Genomic DNA, 19904 nt, shown 5'->3' on the forward strand with positions numbered 1-19904 from the left:
AGATACTAATTTCTGTTTAGTGTTTTTTCTTATTTTTTTGTAAATTTTACACTTAAAAATCGAGCCTTTAGCCAGGGCCGGAAGTATAATTTATCTTAGATTCAGGAGGCAAAATGAAAGGCGGAATGCAGGGCATGCTAAAACAGGTACAGAAGATGCAGGCCGAAATGGAACGCGTTCAAAACGAACTGGGCAATAAAACCGTTACTGAGGAATCGGGCGGCGGTATGGTAAAAGCTACGGTTAACGGAAAAAAAGAACTTATTTCAGTCAACATAGATAGTGAAGTTATTTCAGGCGGCGATAAGGAGATGTTAGAAGATCTTGTTGTGGCTGCCGTAAACAAAGCTCTGGAGTCAGCTGGCAAAATGGCTGAGGACGAAATGGCCAAAGTCACAAGAGGCATGCTTCCTCCGGGCATGAATATACCAGGATTTTAATTGTGCAGATAGCTGAACCCTTACAAATTGCAATTGATGAATTAAGCAAACTGCCGACAATAGGGAAAAAAACGGCACAGAGACTTGCTATGTACCTCCTTAAAAGTGATAAAAGCGAGGTCGAGAATCTTACGCGCGCTCTGGGCGACCTGAAGAGCAAGATCCGCTTCTGCAAGAACTGCTTTAATTTGTCGGTGGAGGAGCTATGTGATGTGTGCCGTAATCCCAAAAGGGATCACAGCCTTATATGTGTGGTTGAAGAGGCAAGCGACGTTATTGCTATAGAAAAAACAAACGAGTATAACGGCCTTTACCACGTGCTTGGAGGCGTGCTTTCACCTCTTAGCGGTACAAGCGCCGAGTCGCTTAAAATTAAAGAGCTCATTAGACGCCTTGAGAACAGTGAAGTTAAAGAGGTGATCCTGGCCCTTAACCCTGACACGGAAGGGGAAACCACCTCTTTGTACCTTGCCAGACTCATTAAACCTTTGGGCATAAAGGTCTCCCGTATTGCCCGCGGAATTCCTGTCGGAGGCGACCTGGAGTTTACAGACGAAGCTACCATAGGAAGGGCCGTAATTTCAAGAAACGCAATCTGATATGGCTGAATGGTTTAAGGACTGGTTTGATTCCAGCGAATATCTCGAAGTTTATAAACACCGCAACGATGAGGATGCCCGCAGACTTTTTAAGCTCATTCTTAACAATGTTTCACTGGCCCCCGGCAGCGATGTGCTCGATATAGCCTGCGGCGCCGGAAGGCACTCGGTCCTTTTTGCATCTGCGGGCTATAATGTGACAGGCTTCGACTTAAGCCGCAACCTCTTAAAGGCTGCCTTTAAGAAAAGCCTTGAGATGGGGCTTAGTATTAACTTTTTTAATGCGGACGTCAGGCGTCCTGCATTAAAAAAACAGTTCGGACTCATTATTAATCTTTTTACCAGCTTTGGCTACTTTGATTCCGACAGCGAGAATTTTGCACTTTTCCACGACGCCAGTGAACTGCTTTGTGAAAAGGGGTTCTTTGTCTTTGATTATTTTAATATCTCTTTCCTGAAGAATAACCTCGTGCCCGAGACGAGCGACAGCGCAAACGGCAGAACCGTAATACAGAAGCGCTCTATAAGGGATAAAAGGGTAGTTAAGGAAATTAAGCTTATTAACGCTTCGGGAGAAAAAAACTACGTGGAATCTGTGCGCCTTTACAACGATAATGAAATATTCGGCGCCTTAGGCAGGGCGGGCCTGAAGGTCACAAAAGTGTTCGGTGACTATGCAGGGGGTGCATTTTCAAATGAATCTTCGCCAAGGCTTATTATCATAGCCCGCAAATAAAAAACTTATTGCAAATGAAAATTAAATTTTCATGAAAAAATACTTTTTCATACTGCTCCTTCTTACACTCTCTTCCTGTGACGTTTTCCATACGAGAAGCTCAGAACCCCCTATTACGCAAAGGGGGAACTTTCAGCCTGCCACTACCACAGATATCCTTTTACAGAACCTGCAGAACTCATTCAAGGATAAACTGATGGATAACTACTTGGCCTGCTTTTCGGATAAGATTTTTTCTTTTTCTCCTTCTGCCGGCTCGGTCTCCAGGTACTCCATACTGCAGAACTGGACGAGGCAGGACGAAGGGCAATTTTTTAACAACCTCATAAACTCCGTCCCGCAGAATTCGATAATCACATTAAGTTTTTCTAAAACCGAACTGATTCCTCAGGGCGACAGCACATCCTATTCGGCCAAGTACACCATTACTGTGCCGTTTTTGGATGAACAGAAGCCTAAATTATATCAGGGCAACCTGCATTTTACTATGATCAGGGACAGCAAACTCCAGTGGGTCATAAGCTACTGGATGGATATTAAGGATGAACAATATCCCAGCTGGAGCGAACTAAAAGGAAGTCTAAATTAAACGCATTTTAACATATTGCCTCGTTCTTCTGGGGCTGGCCGGATGCGTTAACCCGTTCGCACCGGCTTTGGACGAGAACCTGAATACCGGAAGTTCTCCCGTTGCCGACCAGTCTAAGGTCGAAGGCGTCTTCCAGAATATGCAGTATGCCTATACAATGAGAGACACTACAATCTATGGACAATTGCTTAGTCCCGATTTTACATTTACATACAGGGATTATGACAAGGGCTTTGATGTTACCTGGGGAAGGGACGACGAAATGAGGGCTACATACGGACTGTTTCAGAATTCAAAGCGCCTGGACCTGATCTGGAATAATATACTCCTCATTTCGGGTGATTCGACTAGTATTGTTAGGAGCTTCAATCTTACCATCACTTTTAGCCCTACCGATGTGCAGTCGGCAGACGGAAAAGTCAGCCTCACGCTGAAGAAAAACCCATCTACAAAATTCTGGCAGATCCAGCGCTGGGTGGATGAGTCGAGTTTTTAGAAAAAAAATCGTATTTTTCCGAAAAAAATTAAAAAAAGTTAAGAATTTTTAAAAAAATTTTCCGAAAACCGATGTCGTCACCATATATATATATACAAGAATCTTTCAGATCTTTTGGAAGAGCAAAATTGTCGTTCATAATGTCGCTTTTTATGACGTGTATTTCAGTCTTGCTGGTCCTCAGCTCCCTGATACTCATAAAATTCTCAGGTATGCTTGAAAAAAGGATCAAGGAAAAAGTGGCCATTAACGTCTTCCTTAAGGATGGACTCTCCGAGGAAGACAAATTGCTGCTTAAGGAGAAATTTGAAGGACTTTACTGCGTGAGGTCTTCAAAGTTTATTTCACGGGAGGCTGCAGAAAAAGATTTTCTGAAGGAAACAGGGGAGGATTTTAAGGAAGTACTTGAATATAACCCGCTTCCTGAGAGTTTTGTCCTGAACCTAAAGGATGAATATGTGACTCCTGATTCTCTGGGGAAACTGAGCAGGGCCTTGAGCTCGCTTCCCGGTGTAGACGAGATTGTCTATCAGAGCGGGACAGTGTACCAGGCTTTGAATTCACTGAAGACTCTGAAAAAATACGTTTTTTCTGCCGCCATCGTGCTCGTTTTGATTTCTCTTTACATAGTCTATTCAACAAACAGACTTGTAATAAACGGCAAAAGGCTGCAGCTGGAGACGATGAAACTCGTTGGAGCCAGGCTCTCGCTCATTAGGCTCCCTATAGTCATGAACGGAGTCATAATAGGCCTTGCTGCCTCATGTGTCTCATTTGGGCTGTTCAGAACAGTAAACTGGTGGCTCATTAAATATGCAGGACTGCCGGATTTCGGCTTTGTAGACGACATTTTCTTGAACGCTGCAATTCTCTTTAGCGGCCCTGTTATCGGATTAGTTGCAGGAGTATATGCGGTACAAAAAATTACCCTGAAAGTACAGAAGATTCTATTTTGATATGTTAGTCTTATTTAAGTAAATTTAGGTTCCAAATTTTGGGACTCTTTTCAAACCAAAGGAACATCTTAATGAAACAATTTCTTTACCTACTTTTCCTGGGACTCTTACTTACTACTACAATGTTCGCTCAGGAAGGCAATATAAAGATTGGTGCCGATCTAAACCAGCTCAGGAACACACAGGGCGGGTTTTTCGATTATTCTGATCCCGAAGCCGTAAACATTAAAGTCTCTGTCTGGGGCTTTGTCAGATACCCGGGCCGCTACCTCGTCCCGAGCTACGTCAACGTCCGCGACCTCATGTCATATGCAGGCGGGCCTACAGATGAAGCTCACCTTGACGACCTGAGGCTCTTCAGGGTTAATCAAGATTCATCACAGTCACTTATAAAGTTTAATTATAATGACCTTCTGTGGGGTGAAAAACTTACGAAAAACAAGGAACAGATTCCTAACCTTACTGTCGGCGATGTGCTCTTAGTTCCCGGTGAACCGAGGATGTATTTCAGGGATTATTTTAATATGACTTTGTCTGTTGTCTCGACGCTGATATCGCTAAGCATTTTAGTCTTAAATATTGCAAGAAAATAAAGGGAAATATACACGGTGGAAAAATTAAAACTCAGTGACAGGGAACCCGAAAGTAATTCGTTTAAAGATTATATAAATCTTATCAGGAATAATATAATTCCGATTACCCTGATAAGCCTGACAGGACTGGTGGTTGCTATTATTTATGCTATTAAAGCTCCCGATATCTTCAAATCAACCACAGTGCTTAAAGTGTCGAAACCTCAGGGCAGTATCCTTGAGTCTCCGCTAATGCCTGACTTCCAGGACTTCGGAAGCGACCGTTTCATTGCAAATGAAATTGAAATTCTCAAAAGCTATACAGTGCGTGAAAACGTTGCAAAGGCACTTATTGCAGACTACAACCTGGAGAAAAGGAAAGACTTTTTTAACATAATTCTGGATAAGAAGCTCCTTCAGAAGGGTAAGACCACACCGGTTAAATCGGTATCGGTCCTGGCCGAGATGCTCGAGAAAACCGCTGCCATAGACCAGAAAAGAGGGCTTGATATTGTTGAGATCTCCGTTGAGTCCCCATCGCCTTACGAGGCTTCACTCATTACAAACGAGTATGCAAAGGCTTATAAAGATTATAACCTTCAGAACAGCAGGATGCAGCTTACTCAGGTAAAAGAGTTTCTCCTGGGGCAAAGAAAAGAAAAGCAGGATGAGCTCCTTAAATCCGAAGAGAGCCTTCGCCAGTACCAGCAGGCAGGCGGCATTGTTGCACTCGATGAACAGGCAAAGGCCCTGATCGAACAGCTCAGCAAGTTTGACGCTGATAAAAATGCGGCTGACATCGACATGAAAGTCTCTGAAAAAAATCTTTCCAAGTACAGGGATGAGCTTAAGAAGCAGGATCCGCGCCTTGCTGACTATGTAGAAAGCTTTGTAGCGGAACCTTATGTAAAGGCCCTCCAGGAACAAATTGCAAAAATCGAGATCCAGAAGGCAATTGCGCTTTCAAGTAAAGATGCCGGTGCGGTCGACAAAAAGACCTTAAATGAATATGATGCAAAAATAAAATATCTGAAGAGCCAGGTTGAGCAGAAAAAGGCCACTTATAAGGCGGGCATTCTTGCTTCAAGTCCTGAGGAGGTTAAGCTCCTTACTAAAAGCGTAATTGAGGAAGAAGTTAAGTCTCAGGCCGCTAAAAGCTCATATCAGGAACTCTCGAAGATAGTTGGCAACTACGAGAAGAAATTCAACTCGCTTCCTTCGGCAACAATTGAATACGCAAGGCGCGAACGCGAAAGAGCAGCTCTTGAAAAGCTTTATCTTCTTGTAGAAGAAAAATACCAGGAATCAATGATCAACGAACAGAGCAAGCCTGGTAACGTTTTAATCGTTGATCCGGGCAGAATTCCTGAAAAACCTGCCAAGCCGAACAGGCCGCTCATTGTCCTAATAGGACTGGTGCTGGGCGTCGGTATGGGTGTCGGTTTTGCATTTGTACGTAATTACTTCGACAATACTATTAAGACTCCAGAGGATATCGAACGCAGAAACGTCAACGTCCTTGCCTGGATTCCGAAAATTGAAGGCCTTGGCCCGGGCGGAAACAAGGATCTGGAATTTATTGTTGCCCGTAAACCGGATTCAATACCGGCTGAAGCCTACAGGGCATTAAGAACAAGAGTCCAGTTCTCAAAGTTTGAGAATGACGGAATAAAAACAATTCTTGTTACTTCTTCAGCTCCTTCAGAAGGTAAAACCACTACGGCGGTTAACCTTGCCGGAAGCTTTGCACAGGCAAATAAAAAGACCATCATTATAGATTCTGACTTAAGGAAACCCAGACTTCACAACGTCTTTAAGGCTGAAAGATATCCAGGCTTTACAGACTACGTCTTTGGTGAGGCTGAATTTGAGCAGATCATAAGAAAGTCTGACGTCAATAACCTTTACTTTGCTACGGCTGGTACCATTCCGCCGAACCCTTCAGAACTTTTGGGATCAAGCCATTTCGATGATTTCCTAAGGCGCCTGAAGTCTGAATTTGATATGATCATCGTCGATTCACCGCCAATTATTGCGGTTACAGATTCCGAGATATTGTCCAGAAAGGTCGATGCCTCAATACTTGTGGTCTCGGCTGAGAAAACTGAAGCAGACCTGATGTCGAAATCTATAGAGCTTCTGACGCACGAAGCCAATACATTTATCGGCGTTCTGCTAAATAACTTCAGCTACAGGGCAGGCTACGGATCATATTATAAGTATTACTACTATTACTCACGTCCTGCAGACGGAAAAAAGGGACTCAAAGGGGTCTCAAAAAGCAGGGTGCTAGGTAAGTAATAAACTGTAACCCATAAATATTAAAAACCCGGTAATAAATTTTATTATCGGGTTTTTTTATTTACTTTTATATAAACGGTTATTCTTCAATAAGCTTAATAATTTTTGGCATAAGAACATTTATAGAGGATTGGAATGTATAAGCCTGTTGCTGTTGTTACCGGCGGGGCCGGATTTCTTGGCTCCCACCTTTGCGACCGCCTCCTGGAGGAGGGATTCAGGGTTCACTGTATCGATAACCTGGTTACCGGCAACCTTGAAAATATAGAACACCTTTTTGGCAATGAAGACTTTAATTTTATAAAACACGACGTCACAAACTACGTTCACGTGCCTGGCAATGTGGATTACATCCTCCATTTTGCATCCCCGGCAAGCCCGATTGACTACCTGAAACTTCCCATACAGACCCTTAAGGTCGGCTCACTTGGGACGCATAAGGCTCTGGGGCTGGCAAAAGAGAAGAAAGCGAGATTTCTGCTTGCTTCAACCTCAGAGGTCTATGGCGACCCGACCGTCCACCCTCAGAGGGAGGATTACTGGGGCAACGTAAACCCAATCGGGCCCAGGGGAGTCTACGATGAGGCCAAGCGCTTTGCTGAGGCCATGACGATGGCTTATCACCGCTTTCACGGCGTACAGACAAGGATAGTTAGAATATTCAATACCTACGGTCCAAGAATGCGCTTAGATGACGGGCGTGCACTCCCGGCGTTCGTAGACCAGGCACTAAGAGGCAAGGACCTGACAGTCTTTGGCGACGGTTGCCAGACCAGGAGCTTCTGCTTTGTAAGCGATCTGGTTGACGGCATCTTCCGCCTCCTCATATCCAACGTTACAGAACCCGTAAATATCGGCAACCCCTCGGAAATTACTATCAAGGAATTTGCCGAAGAGGTAATAAAGCTTACAGGGACAAAAAAAAGTAAAATAGTTTATAAGGAGCTTCCTGTAGACGATCCCCGTGTAAGACAGCCCGATATTACAAAAGCCCGTACGCTTCTTGGCTGGGAGCCCAGGGTGGACAGGGAAGAGGGCCTGAAAATTACAATTGACTTCTTTAAGAAAAAGGTCAGCTACGGCAGTTAAAAAAGAAGGGAAATAAAGGATATAAAAAAAAGCGGAGACATTGTGCCTCCGCTTTTTTTTGATGAATCTATTAATACATTCCTTCCATGCCGCCCATACCAGCTGGTGGCATTGCAGGAGCTTTTTCAGCTTCTTTCTTCTCAAAAACAACAGCTTCTGTTGTAATGAGCAGAGAGGAAACTGAAGCTGCATTCTGAAGGGCTGTTCTTGAAACCTTGGTTGGATCAATAACGCCTGCTTTCAGCATGTGTTCATATGTTTCTGTTGCAGCGTTGAAACCGTAGTCGTCTTTACCTTCCATTACCTTATTGAGGACGACTGAGCCTTCAAGGCCTGCATTGGTTACGATCTGCTTTAACGGCTCCTGGAGAGCTTTCTGTATGATCTTGATGCCTGTTGTCTGATCCAGGTTCTGGCCTTCAAGGTTATCCAGGGCTGAAATTGCTCTTACAAAAGCAACACCGCCGCCGGGTACTATACCTTCTTCAACTGCTGCACGTGTAGCATGAAGGGCATCTTCAACGCGGGCTTTCTTTTCCTTCATTTCAACCTCGGTTGCTGCACCGATCTTCAGAACTGCAACGCCGCCTGAGAGTTTAGCAAGGCGTTCCTGTAATTTTTCCTTATCGTAGTCGCTTGTGGTCTTCTCAATCTGAGCCTTGATCTCGTTGATTCTCTTCTTGATGTCTTCAGTTTTACCTGAACCTTCAACGATTGTTGTGTTGTCCTTGTCCAGAACAACTTTCTTTGCTGTACCGAGATAGGAGACAGTAGCGTTTTCAAGTTTGAATCCGCGTTCTTCAGAAATCACTGTACCTGCAGTAAGAACTGCAATGTCTTCAAGCATAGCTTTTCTTCTGTCGCCAAAACCCGGAGCCTTAACAGCAGCGATCTTAAGAGTGCCTCTTAACTTGTTGACAACCAGTGTAGCAAGGGCTTCACCTTCAAGGTCCTCAGCAATGATCAAAAGAGCGCGTCCCTGCTGGGCAACTTTCTCTAAGACAGGAAGCAGATCCTTCATGGCCGAGATCTTCTTGTCGTGGATTAAGATATAAGGATCTTCAAGCACGGCTTCCATCGATTCAGCGTCAGTTACAAAGTAAGGTGAAAGATATCCGCGGTCGAACTGCATACCTTCAACAACTTCCAGTGAAGTATCTGTACCCTTTGCTTCTTCAACTGTAATAACGCCGTCTTTGCCTACTTTTTCCATTGCATCTGCAATCAGGTCGCCGATTGTCTTGTCGTTGTTTGCAGAAATTGAGCCAACCTGTGCTATTTCATTGCGGCTTTCAACATCCTTGCTCATAGTCTTCAGGACATCGATAACTTTTTCAACTGCCAGGTCAATTCCCCTCTTAAGGTCCATCGGGTTAGCGCCGGCTGTAACGTTTTTGAGGCCTTCGCGGTAGATTGCCTGTGCAAGAACTGTAGCTGTTGTTGTACCGTCGCCGGCAACGTCGCTGGTCTTGGAGGCTACTTCGCGAACCATCTGTGCACCCATGTTTTCAATAGGGTCTTCCAGTTCAATTTCTTTGGCAACGCTTACGCCGTCTTTTGTTACTGTTGGAGCACCGAACTTTTTATCTAAAATTACATTTCTGCCCTTGGGGCCGAGTGTAGCTTTTACTGCATTAGCCAGTTTATCAACGCCTTTTTTCAGGCCGCTTCTTGCTTCACTGTCGAACACGATTAATTTAGAAGCCATTTTCTTTCCTCCTTAAATTATTTTTTTATAATTCCAAAAATATCGCTCTCGCGCATAATTAAATATTCTTCGCCGTCAATTGAAACTTCAGTTCCTGAATATTTACCGTATAAAACTGTATCTCCAACCTTTACTGTCAGCGCGGTTACTTTGCCATCTTCAGAGACTTTACCCTGACCGACTGCAACAACTGTTCCTTCAATAGGTTTTTCTTTTGCAGTATCAGGTAATATGATTCCGCCTTTGGTCTTTTCTTCTGCCGCCATCGGTTTTACGACAACTCTGTCAGCTAAGGGTTGAATTTTGAAATTTGCCATTTTTAATCCTCCTTAAATTTAACAAAATATGTAATTAGCACTCTCTATAGCTAAGTGCTAATTTAATAAAGTTTGAAGTATCTGTCAAGATTTCATGCACGAAATTATACAAAAGCAGCGTGTTTGCCATGAATTTTGCCCGGAAATGCTCTAATAATTTGGGAAAAAAGCAAAAAAATTACATTTTTAGGTATTCAGAAATAACTTACTTGAGAACTGGTGCCGGATGAACTTTAGAACTGAGCTTAAAAATCTCCTCGTCATAATAAAAGGCCTGGATAAAAAAGTAGTAATCGTGTTCATCTCGGTGGCAGTTCTGCAGACAATTTCCTGGTATTATACCTCCGGGCGCTTTTACCAGACGGCTATTAGTGAAAGCCCCCTGGTTTCCCCTGAGACAGCCTCCCCTGAGGCGGAATTAAGCCGGTTTATTTACTGGTTCCTGGGCGATTTTGGGCTCTTATTCCTGATCCCGGCTTTTATAATAAAGTTCTTCTTTAAGGAGAAGCTTTCACAATATGGCCTAAGAAAAGGGGATTACACCTTCGGGCTTAAGGCCTCAGGCTTTGCTCTGGTCTTAATGCTGGTTATTGTCTGGTTTATTTCAGCCTTGTCTTCCTTTTCGGAGAGCTATCCCACGCTTTCTTCAGCCAGGGATGACTGGAATATGTTCTTTCTCTTCGAGGCCGCACTGCTTTTATATATGCTCGCCTGGGAGTTCATATGGCGGGGATTTATGCTCTTCGGACTCGAGGAAAAATTTAATTACTATACTGTACTTGTTCAAATGCTCCCATTTGTTATTTTACATAATGGAAAGCCTGTGCTTGAAACGTTCGGTGCAATACTTGGCGCCCTTATGCTTGGCGTTCTGGCCTTGAGAACGCGGTCACTATATTATGGAATTATTATACACTTCAGCACGCTTTTTTCCATAGATGTTATTTCTATTCTTAGATACAGAACGGGGGAGTACGGTACAGGACTAAACTCTATATTGAATATTATTAGAAATTTATAGGAGAATAAAATGAGATTTTGCCTTAATGTTGACCACATAGCAACTCTGAGGAATGCCAGGGGGGAAAATCAGCCCGATCCTGTCACCGTGGCCCTGATTGCAGAACAGGTGGGCGTCGACGGTATTGTTGTACACTTAAGGGAGGACCGCCGCCACATCAACGAGCGCGACCTGAGGCTGTTGCGTGAGCTTGTAACCACAAAGCTTGACCTTGAAATGGCTGCAGTGCCGGAGATCATTAACATTGCCTGCGACGTCCAGCCTGAACTTGCAACGCTCGTTCCGGAAAAAAGGCTTGAGCTTACAACTGAAGGGGGCCTGAACGTCATTGATAACATAGAAAAGGTCTCCGGAGCAATTAAACAGCTTCATGAGGCGGGAATAGCGGTTTCACTTTTTATTGAACCCGATATCAATCAGATAAATGCCGCGGCCGAGATCGGAGCCGATATAATTGAAATCCATACGGGCCACTACGCCAATGCTGCTACTGAGGACGAACAGCTCGATGAACTTGAAAGGGTGAGAATTGCAGCTAAACAGGCCAAAAAGCTGGGCCTCGGCGTAAATGCAGGCCACGGCCTCGACTACCAGAACATAAAGCAGTTTATTGAGGTTACGGATATTGACGAGGTCTCAATTGGCCACGCCGTTATTGCCCGGGCCGTAGTCGTCGGTATAAAGGATGCTGTAGAAGAAATGAAAAGAATCCTTAGAACGCTCTGAATGAACCCCCTTAAGAAAAAGCTCGACTATCATTACAGATTCTTTGACAAGCGTCAGATTTCACCTGACCCCTTGGAGTTTCTGCACTTGTATTCTAACCCCAGGGATATAGAAGCCATAGGCATAATCTCTTCGGTTTTTGCCTATGGCAGGGTAGAGCAGATTATTTCTACTCTGAACCGGCTTTCTGAAGTTATGAACAAAAGCCCCTATGACTTTATCGTGAACTATAATTATGATGAAGACGCCTCTTTGTTCAGCGGCATAAAACACAGGTTCTATACCTCAGAGGACATTGCACTTTTATTCTTCATTCTGCACCGCGTCTATACGGGATACGCTTCCCTAAAGGAACTCTTCCTCCTTTACTATTTTGAAATGGATAAGAACATTAAGGAATCCCTCTCATTTTTTTCGCGTAACCTCCTGTCCTTGTCGGGCTTAAAGGAAAAAGAGATTTCTCCGGGACTTAATTTTATGTTCCCGGACCCCATGACAGGCAGCGCCTGCAAGAGAATGAACCTTTTCTTAAGATGGATGGTAAGGCATGATGAACTAGACTTCGGCCTCTGGCCCGAAATTCCAAAAAGCAGGCTTGTAATTCCTGTAGATACGCATGTAGCCAGAATATGCCGGGATCTGGGCCTTACAAAAAGGAAGAACGTCTCCTGGCTCATGGCTGAAGAGATAACTGAAAACCTTAAAAAGTTTGACAGCGTGGATCCCGTAAAGTACGACTTTGCCATATGCCACATCGGAATGCGGAAAATGGAGTTCTGAAAGCTTCCCCCTTGTGTTCTAATGTGTCTTTAGTCCAAATATTTGGCCTCAGACGTATCGCAATTCCCTCTGAATGCATATTCCTTAATATGCATAAAAACCCCAAAAATCGGTTTTCTTTCTGATTTTTAATTCAATTCCTTGTTGACCCCATTATAAAACATAGTTATATTGAAGGGCATTTTTTAAGTTCTACAACAGTTTTTTATATCAGATTTTATAGGAGCGAAAATGTCTGAACAGAAAAAGTTTGTGCCTTTCGTTTCTCCTGAGACAAATATGGCTGAATTTACGGTCCGCGCACTCATAATTGGACTTGTAATGTCAGTTGTACTCGGTGCTGCAAATGCATATCTCGGGCTGAAGGCAGGCATGACGATTGCTGCTACTTATCCGGCAGCAGTTATAGGTATGGCCCTCTTGAAGATTATGAAGGGCTCCATACTTGAAGAAAATTTTGCAAGAACAGTAGGTTCTATTGGTGAATCTGTTGCGGCCGGTGCAATCTTCACCATCCCGGCATTTTTAATATCCGGCGTTTGGACAGAATTTTATTCGGTTCGCCATTATCTTGAAGCTACGGCAATTATGTTCGTGGGCGGTGTTGTTGGTATACTGTTTGTTACCATTCTCCGCCGTGTCATGGTCGAAGACGCAGAACTCCCTTTCCCGGAATCAGTTGCCGCTTCTGAAATACATAAAGCAGGCCGCTCCGGAAAAAGCGGTGCTAAATTCCTTTTCTGGGCCATGGGCCTAGGCGCCCTCATTCAGGCATTAAAACAGTTCCAGGCTTTTGCAGCCAGCTGGGAAAAGTTCATTCCCTTCTCAAGCAAGAGTATTGCCGTTGGCGGCGGAAGTTCAGTGCCTGTATCAGGCGGTGCCATGCTTTCAACTCCAGGTGTAAGCCCGGCTTATATGGGCGTAGGCTACATCATAGGCCCGCAGCTTGCGGCCTTGAACTTCACGGGCGGACTTCTGGCCTGGGGCCTTTTTGTCCCGCTCCTTTTGTATTTCCTTGGTCCTGAAATTGCCACTTCACTGCAGGCACAGGGCGTGGACGTCAACTCTGAATCCACTTGGATTGCCCAGGCTGTCTTTGTATGGAAATCTATCGTAAGGCCTATTGCTATAGGCGGTATGCTTATGAGCGCTGCTTTTACTCTTTATAAAATGCGTAAAAGCTTGCTGGCAGGCCTTACAAGGGCAGTTGGTGACGTAAAACGCGCCGCAACGGGCGGTGTTTCTGAAGACCGTACACAGAAGGATATGAACTTCAAATATGTATTTATGGGGCTTATTGCAGCTTCTATAGCTACATTCTTCGTGTATTACTATTTCTCACAGGATCTTGTTGCCGCAGTTGTAGCTACAGTTGTTATGATTATTGCAGGCTTCTTCTTTGCTGCCGTTTCGGGCTACCTCGTGGGCCTTATCGGTTCAAGCAACAACCCGATAAGCGGTCTTACAATTTCAACACTCATCATTGCCGCAATCTTAATGGTTGCCCTTGGTGTTAAAGGTATGCCGGGCATTGCTGCCGTCTTGGGCGTTGCAGCCGTTATATGCGTCGCTGCCGCTGTTGCAGGCGAAATGCTGCAGGACCTTAAAGTAGGTCACATCTTAGGCGGTACACCCTGGAAAATGCAGGTGGGTGACTTATTTGGTATCCTCCTGGCTACATCAGTAATGTACTTCCCGCTTCTTATCCTCCATCAGGGAGATATCAACATGGGCGGTACAGGTCTTGGCGGTAATGCTTATCCTGCCCCTCAGGCAAGCCTCATGGCTATTCTGGCTAAGGGTATTGTAGGCGGCGACATGGCATGGCCTCTTATCATTGTTGGTATACTCATGGCAATCGGCTTTATTCTTCTTAAGGTTAAAAGCCCGATGCTCGTTTGCGTAGGCATGTATCTTCCTCTTGAAACATCCTTTGCCATCTTTATCGGCGGCCTTATACGCGGCATACTAGACAAGCTGGCTGCAAAACGTAAATTCAACTCGGCACAGATGTCCCGCATGGAAAATAACGGCGTCCTCCTGGCCTCAGGCCTTATAGCCGGTGAAGCCCTCATTGGACTTCTCTTTGCTTTCTTTGCCGTTGTGGACTGGAAGATTCCTGTAATATTCCAGAATCCGACATTCTTAGTCAGCCTTGTGGTATTTGTTATCATTGGCTACATACTCGTTCGCATACCGTTAAATAATGCCGGTGACCCGAACGAACCTGCTCCGCCATCAGCAATGTTCTAATAAATCTTAAGCTCCGGGGCTAAAGCCGTAATTTGCTTTAGCCCTTCCGGGGCTTTTTCATATTTCATCATTATCAAAAAATTATCCGGATGCCCTTAAGTTTTAAAGAAAGAAAAAAAATCCTGAAAGAAGCCAATTATCTGGAGCTTACACCTTACCGTGTCTACAAGGAAGAGATTGACGAGCAGGGGATAGTAACAGTCCTTGTTCCCAAGTTCACAAACCGCTTCCTGGCTAAATATTTACTGCCCAGATTGAAATCCACCCATTTTAAGATTAAATTGGATGAAATTGGCTCCGAAACCTGGAAGCAGATAGACGGGAAAAAGAATGTGGAACAGATTGCCGAAGTCTTAAGTGGAATTTTCGGCGATAAAATTCAGCCAGTACACGACCGCCTGACAAGGTTTTTTACAAGAATGTATATGGAAGGTTATATTTCTTTCAACGAAATTAAAAAAGAAGGAGAATAATATGGGAAAAGTTCTTGGCAGCTTAAAGCCTGAATTGCTTTGGAATCACTTCGAGGAAATCTGCATGAGGCCTCATCCTTCAAGAAAAGAAGAAAAACTTGCAGAGTATATCGTCTCGGTTGGTAAAAGAAACAACCTTGAAACCCTAAGAGATGAGTTCGGTAACGTCTTAGTTAGAAAACCCGCTACACAGGGAAAAGAAAACCTTAAGACCGCGGTTCTGCAGGGCCACCTCGACATGGTGCCTGAAAAGAACAACGACGTTAAACACGATTTTGAAAAAGATCCCATTCAGCCTTTTATAGACGGCGAGTGGGTAAAAGCTAAAGGCACAACCCTGGGCAGCGATAACGGAATAGGCGTTGCCGCGGCACTGGCTGTAATGGAATCAAAAGACCTCGAACATGGTCCGCTTGAATTCCTTTTTACTCTTGACGAGGAAACAGGCCTTAACGGCGCCTCAAGCTTAAAGCCGGGCTGGCTTAAGGCCACCGTACTCTTAAACCTCGATTCAGAAGAAGACGGAGCGCTTTATATTGGATGCGCCGGCGGCAAGAATACATTTGCCAAGTTTACATTCTCAACTGAAAATGTCCCTTCCGGTTCAGCAGCCTACAGCATTAATGTTACCGGACTAAAGGGCGGACACTCAGGCCTCGATATTGCTGAAGGGCGCGGTAACGCTGTAAAAATCCTCTCACGCCTCCTCTGGAACCTGTGCAATAAATTTGATGCCCGTCTGTCTTTAATCAACAGCGGCAGCAAGCATAACGCAATTTCGCGCGAAGGCTTTGCCACAGTTGCTGTTCCTTCATCCAGGGCTTCCGAGCTGGAGAATTTCGTTAAGGAATTTAACAGCACGGTTAAAAAAGAACTGGCTACAAATGAACCGGGCCTTACAGTTTCGGCCTCCAAAACCGACGTTCCTAAAGGCGTTATGGATAAAAAGACACAGGATAACCTCCTGAACGCCCTTTATGCTGCTCCTCACGGTGTCCTTACAATGAGCCCCGACATTAAAGGCCTCGTTGAAACCTCTACAAACCTCGCAATTGTTGCATCCGGGGACTCTACAGTTTCAATTACAACAAGCCAGAGAAGCTCTGTTGAAAGTGAAAAAGACGACGCGGCCGACATGGTTGGCAGCATCTTTACGCTTGCAGGTGCGGAAGTCACTCATGGCGACGGGTACCCGGGCTGGAAGCCTGACGTAAAATCCCCGATACTTGGCGTGCTTAAATCTGCATACGAAAGGCTTTATAAAGGCGAACCTGAGGTTAAGGCCATACACGCCGGTCTTGAATGCGGCATCATAAACGAGCGCTATTCAGATATGGATATGATCTCTTTTGGTCCGACTATCATAGGAGCGCATTCACCTGACGAAAGAGTGAAAATTGATACGGTTGAAAAATTCTGGAACCTTCTTAAGGAAGTCCTGAAGAATATTCCTGTAAAATAAATCCCGGATCGTTATATTTGGAGCCCGGAGAAATCCGGGCTCTTAAGCTATTTATCAGAATTTAATCTGCCTTTGTTTATCTTGAAGGAGATTTAAATTGCTTTTTTTGAGACATTTGAAAAGGTCGCTATGGAAACAACAGCAACAACTATAGTTAAACCGGAACCATCAAAGCTCTACCGTTGGGGAGTGCTCGTTTTTGTAAGTCTTGCCATGTTCGGCAATTATTACGTTTATGACTGCATAAGCCCGCTGGCCGACTTACTGGCCAAACAGCTTAATTTTTCAGACAGCAATATTGGCCTCCTTCAGGCAATCTACAGCATCCCGAACGTATTTATGGTCCTTATTGGCGGAATTATTATTGACCGCCTGGGAACAAGGATATCAACTTTTATATTCTCGGCACTCTGTCTTTTAGGGGCAATTGTTACAGCCTCATCCTCAAGCCTTACATTCATGGCGGCAGGAAGGCTCATATTCGGCCTTGGCGCAGAAAGCCTTATAGTTGCAATTACAACCATTATCGGGCGCTGGTTCAAGGGAAAAGAGCTCTCATTTGCATTCGGCCTTAATCTCACCATTGCGCGCCTCGGGTCATTTGCAGCCCTTAATTCACCTTCTTGGGGAAGGGCATTCTTCGACAACTGGCAGACTCCGCTCCTTATTTCCGTTGCTGCCGGCACCATTTCTGTTGCCTCTGTTATTATTTACATATTCATGGACGTACATGCCTCCAAAGCTTTTGCCCTGCGCGAGGTGCCAAAACAGGATGAAATTAAAGTTAAGGAAATATTTAAGTTTAAGCCTTCTTTCTGGTTTATAACGCTCCTTTGTGTAACATTTTATTCGGCCATGTTCCCGTTCCAGACCTTTGCCGTAAAGTTCTTTATGGAAACTCACGGCACCACGAGAGAATTCGGCGGATTTTTGTCCAGCCTCCTTACTCTTTCGGCAATGGTTCTGACTCCACTTTTCGGACTTTTATCCGACTATATAGGCAAACGTTCTTTGCTTATGATGTTTGGCTCTCTTCTGATCATACCGGTATACCTTTTAATGGCCTATACTTCAATAAACCTCATTATACCAATGGCAATGATGGGCATATCGTTTTCACTGGTGCCTGCGGTCATGTGGCCTTCGGTTGCCATTATTACAGACGAGTCGCGCCTTGGCACGGCATACGGCCTGATGACAATGATACAGAATATTGGGCTTTCCGGTTTTAATTTGCTTATCGGATGGGCGTATGATACCACCCATGGCTATAATCTCGGGATGTGGATCTTTTCTTCTCTGGGATTATTCGGACTTCTGTTTGCTTACTTCCTGAGGAAAAGCGAACTTGGCCATCAGGGACACGGCCTGGAAGAGGGGATAAAGGATAAAAAACTTCAAACTAACGGCTAGGAACGCTGCCTTTACTTAAGGGCAGAATGTGCAAAGGCATATGTGGTAGAGTAATTTGTTGTTGAATTTTAGAGGGGAATTAAAGATTTTGGAACAGGTATTGTTTTTTATTTCGAACTCTCTTTTCTGAGCGATTAATATGGCGGCATTAAAACTTAATATTGCCTTCATGGCCGTCCTGATGCTTTTATTCAGCCTCAGGACTCAGGCGCAGACCTGCGGTTTTGGATGCCTCGGGCTGGGAGGTTTTTATGCCGGCTACAGCATTCAAAACTATAAGGCACAGGGCTTCAACAATTTCATCCGGCAGGCACTCCTTAATTCCAATCAGCAGCTGCCTGAATTTGGTAAAGCAAAAGGCTTCCGTGTGGGAGCCAATATCTTCCGTACTAAGTATAACAATTTTGTCTTTTCAACCAAAGGTTACTACCAGTTCCTGAGAGAACAAAACCAGATGTCACAGCCCGCAGAAGGTGACGGGGGAGGCAGTACCAGGTATACGCTCGACCTGAACTACTACGGTCTGGGTGTGGATTTTGGCTATTCCTTGGGTAAACTTATAGCCATTAAATTTATTGATGCCGAGGTTACCTTCCATTCGGCAAATCTGACCTCTGATGTATCTACCACCTCATCTACTCTGAAGGAAAGCGCTTATTCCAATGATAAACTTGCTGTAGGTTATACGCTTGGAAGCGGCGTCATATTCCGGATTGTAGGGGAATATATAAGCCTGGAAGCTACTGCCGGATATACTAAATTCTCGTTCGACAGCCTCGTAAATAACGATGAAAACAGCAAACCCGACCAGGTCTCATCAATAAACAATTTTATCACTGACGGCGGACTCTTCGGCCTGATACAGCTGAACGTCGGAATACCACTTTACTAAAACTAACAAAATCCTTTAACCTTATAATCCCACACAAAAATATCATGGCAAAAACTAAACTCGACAAAGCGGCAGTAATTGCAATTAAGGATTGCATGGGTGCAAAGAAAAAAGAAAAAATTCTTGTCGTTACAGACGAAGTAAAAAGAGATATCGGTTATGTATTATATAATAATGCCCTCAGCCTGGGCTATGAGGCTCTCTTAGTTGAAATGAAATCGCGCCAGTTTAACGGTGAGGAACCCCCGGCTGAAGTGGCAGAACTCATGCAGAAATACGACGTTGTTTTCTGCCCCACGGCAAAATCACTCACTCATACAGATGCCAGGCGCCAGGCTTCTGATAATGGAGCCAGAATTGCAACTTTCCCCGGCATTACGCCTGAAGTAATGATACGCGGCTTAAACGCAGATTATAAAAAAATTGCAGCTTTGACTCTTAAACTGAAAAAAGTATTTGAAAAAACCAGAACCGTAAGGGTTACTTCTCCGGCCGGGACCGACATTACAATGGATATCTCTGGGCGAACGGCTTATGCCAGCAAGGGGCTTTTCCATAAAAAAGGGGAAAGCGGTAACCTACCTACGGGTGAAACCTTTGTGGCCCCCCTGGAAGGAACCTCACAGGGCGTTGTTGTCGTTGACGGCTCCATGGCGGGCCTTGGCATGATGAAAAACGCCAATATCAGAATTAAGGTCGAAAATGGCTATGCCACTGAAATTAAAGGCGGCCCCGAGGCTAAAAAACTCATTAAATTGCTGGACGCCCACGGAAAAGATGCCCGCAATGTGGCTGAATTCGGAATCGGTACCAACGATAAGGCAAAGTTAAGCGGCATACTCCTTGAAGACGAGAAGGTCATGGGAACAATTCACATAGCTTTCGGGGATAATAAATCAATGGGCGGAAGTGTCCGCGTGGCAAGCCACCTGGATGGACTGGTTAAAAAGCCTACGGTTTATTTTGACGGAAAAATTATTATGAAAGACGGGAAACTGCTCCTTAAATAGCCCCGCTGAAAGTCAATTGAATGGGAAAAAGGCATGCCTCTTTGAGGCATGCCTTTTCTTTTGGGGGAATA

At 44.5% G+C, this 19904-nt stretch carries 20 protein-coding genes; 18 read left to right on the forward strand and 2 right to left on the reverse strand.

Going from position 1 to position 19904, the window contains the following annotated elements:
* Positions 1-113 precede the first annotated feature (113 nt).
* From HF312_10380 to HF312_10420, 9 genes are all read left to right on the forward strand, one after another.
* Complete coding sequence (locus tag HF312_10380) at positions 114-440, forward strand: YbaB/EbfC family nucleoid-associated protein (protein MCU7520610.1); 327 nt, start codon at positions 114-116, stop codon at positions 438-440.
* Positions 441-442: 2 nt separating this feature from the next.
* A complete protein-coding gene (gene recR, locus HF312_10385; GenBank protein ID MCU7520611.1) occupies positions 443-1039 on the forward strand; it encodes a recombination protein RecR in 597 nt (198 codons plus the stop codon).
* 1 nt (position 1040) lies between these two features.
* On the forward strand, positions 1041-1775 hold the full coding sequence (locus HF312_10390) for a class I SAM-dependent methyltransferase (GenBank protein MCU7520612.1): 735 nt from the start codon (positions 1041-1043) through the stop codon (positions 1773-1775).
* A gap of 31 nt (positions 1776-1806) precedes the next feature.
* Positions 1807-2364, forward strand: a complete 558-nt coding sequence (locus tag HF312_10395; protein ID MCU7520613.1) for a hypothetical protein — start codon at positions 1807-1809, stop codon at positions 2362-2364.
* Positions 2365-2398: 34 nt separating this feature from the next.
* Positions 2399-2860 carry a hypothetical protein gene (locus HF312_10400; protein MCU7520614.1) on the forward strand — a complete coding sequence of 154 codons (462 nt, stop codon included), beginning with the start codon at positions 2399-2401 and terminating at the stop codon, positions 2858-2860.
* Positions 2861-2988: 128 nt separating this feature from the next.
* Positions 2989-3816, forward strand: coding sequence for a hypothetical protein (locus HF312_10405; GenBank protein MCU7520615.1), 828 nt, complete (start codon positions 2989-2991; stop codon positions 3814-3816).
* A gap of 71 nt (positions 3817-3887) precedes the next feature.
* The gene (locus tag HF312_10410) at positions 3888-4409 is read left to right on the forward strand and encodes a hypothetical protein (protein MCU7520616.1); all 522 of its coding nucleotides are present in this window, start codon (positions 3888-3890) and stop codon (positions 4407-4409) included.
* 15 nt (positions 4410-4424) lie between these two features.
* Positions 4425-6689: a polysaccharide biosynthesis tyrosine autokinase gene (locus HF312_10415; protein MCU7520617.1), complete on the forward strand. Its 2265-nt coding sequence runs from the start codon at positions 4425-4427 to the stop codon at positions 6687-6689.
* 135 nt (positions 6690-6824) lie between these two features.
* Positions 6825-7778, forward strand: coding sequence for an SDR family oxidoreductase (locus HF312_10420; GenBank protein MCU7520618.1), 954 nt, complete (start codon positions 6825-6827; stop codon positions 7776-7778).
* Between the two features lie 70 nt (positions 7779-7848).
* Here HF312_10420 and groL read toward each other — a convergent pair whose 3' ends face one another.
* Both groL and HF312_10430 read right to left on the reverse strand, forming a co-directional pair.
* Entirely contained in the window at positions 7849-9486 is a 1638-nt protein-coding gene (gene groL / locus HF312_10425; GenBank protein ID MCU7520619.1) for a chaperonin GroEL, read from the reverse strand.
* 17 nt (positions 9487-9503) lie between these two features.
* Entirely contained in the window at positions 9504-9803 is a 300-nt protein-coding gene (locus tag HF312_10430) for a co-chaperone GroES (protein MCU7520620.1), read from the reverse strand.
* A 226-nt stretch (positions 9804-10029) separates the two neighbouring features.
* On the opposite strand from HF312_10430, the gene HF312_10435 reads away from it, so the two are divergent.
* From HF312_10435 to HF312_10475, 9 genes are all read left to right on the forward strand, one after another.
* Positions 10030-10824, forward strand: coding sequence for a CPBP family intramembrane metalloprotease (locus HF312_10435; protein MCU7520621.1), 795 nt, complete (start codon positions 10030-10032; stop codon positions 10822-10824).
* Between the two features lie 9 nt (positions 10825-10833).
* The gene (locus HF312_10440; protein ID MCU7520622.1) at positions 10834-11550 is read left to right on the forward strand and encodes a pyridoxine 5'-phosphate synthase; all 717 of its coding nucleotides are present in this window, start codon (positions 10834-10836) and stop codon (positions 11548-11550) included.
* On the forward strand, positions 11551-12330 hold the full coding sequence (locus HF312_10445) for a TIGR02757 family protein (protein ID MCU7520623.1): 780 nt from the start codon (positions 11551-11553) through the stop codon (positions 12328-12330).
* 231 nt (positions 12331-12561) lie between these two features.
* Positions 12562-14583 (forward strand): oligopeptide transporter, OPT family, encoded by a 2022-nt coding sequence (locus HF312_10450; GenBank protein MCU7520624.1) that lies wholly within the window; start codon positions 12562-12564, stop codon positions 14581-14583.
* 89 nt (positions 14584-14672) lie between these two features.
* Complete coding sequence (locus HF312_10455) at positions 14673-15056, forward strand: PqqD family protein (GenBank protein ID MCU7520625.1); 384 nt, start codon at positions 14673-14675, stop codon at positions 15054-15056.
* A gap of 1 nt (position 15057) precedes the next feature.
* Positions 15058-16518 (forward strand): aminoacyl-histidine dipeptidase, encoded by a 1461-nt coding sequence (locus HF312_10460; GenBank protein ID MCU7520626.1) that lies wholly within the window; start codon positions 15058-15060, stop codon positions 16516-16518.
* A 129-nt stretch (positions 16519-16647) separates the two neighbouring features.
* A complete protein-coding gene (locus tag HF312_10465; GenBank protein ID MCU7520627.1) occupies positions 16648-17931 on the forward strand; it encodes a major facilitator superfamily domain-containing protein 1 in 1284 nt (427 codons plus the stop codon).
* Positions 17932-18070: 139 nt separating this feature from the next.
* Entirely contained in the window at positions 18071-18823 is a 753-nt protein-coding gene (locus HF312_10470; GenBank protein MCU7520628.1) for a hypothetical protein, read from the forward strand.
* A gap of 44 nt (positions 18824-18867) precedes the next feature.
* Positions 18868-19833 (forward strand): aminopeptidase, encoded by a 966-nt coding sequence (locus tag HF312_10475; protein ID MCU7520629.1) that lies wholly within the window; start codon positions 18868-18870, stop codon positions 19831-19833.
* Positions 19834-19904 lie beyond the last annotated feature (71 nt).

This window comes from Ignavibacteria bacterium (genome assembly GCA_025612375.1).
GTDB lineage: Bacteria > Bacteroidota > Ignavibacteria > Ignavibacteriales > SURF-24 > JAAXKN01.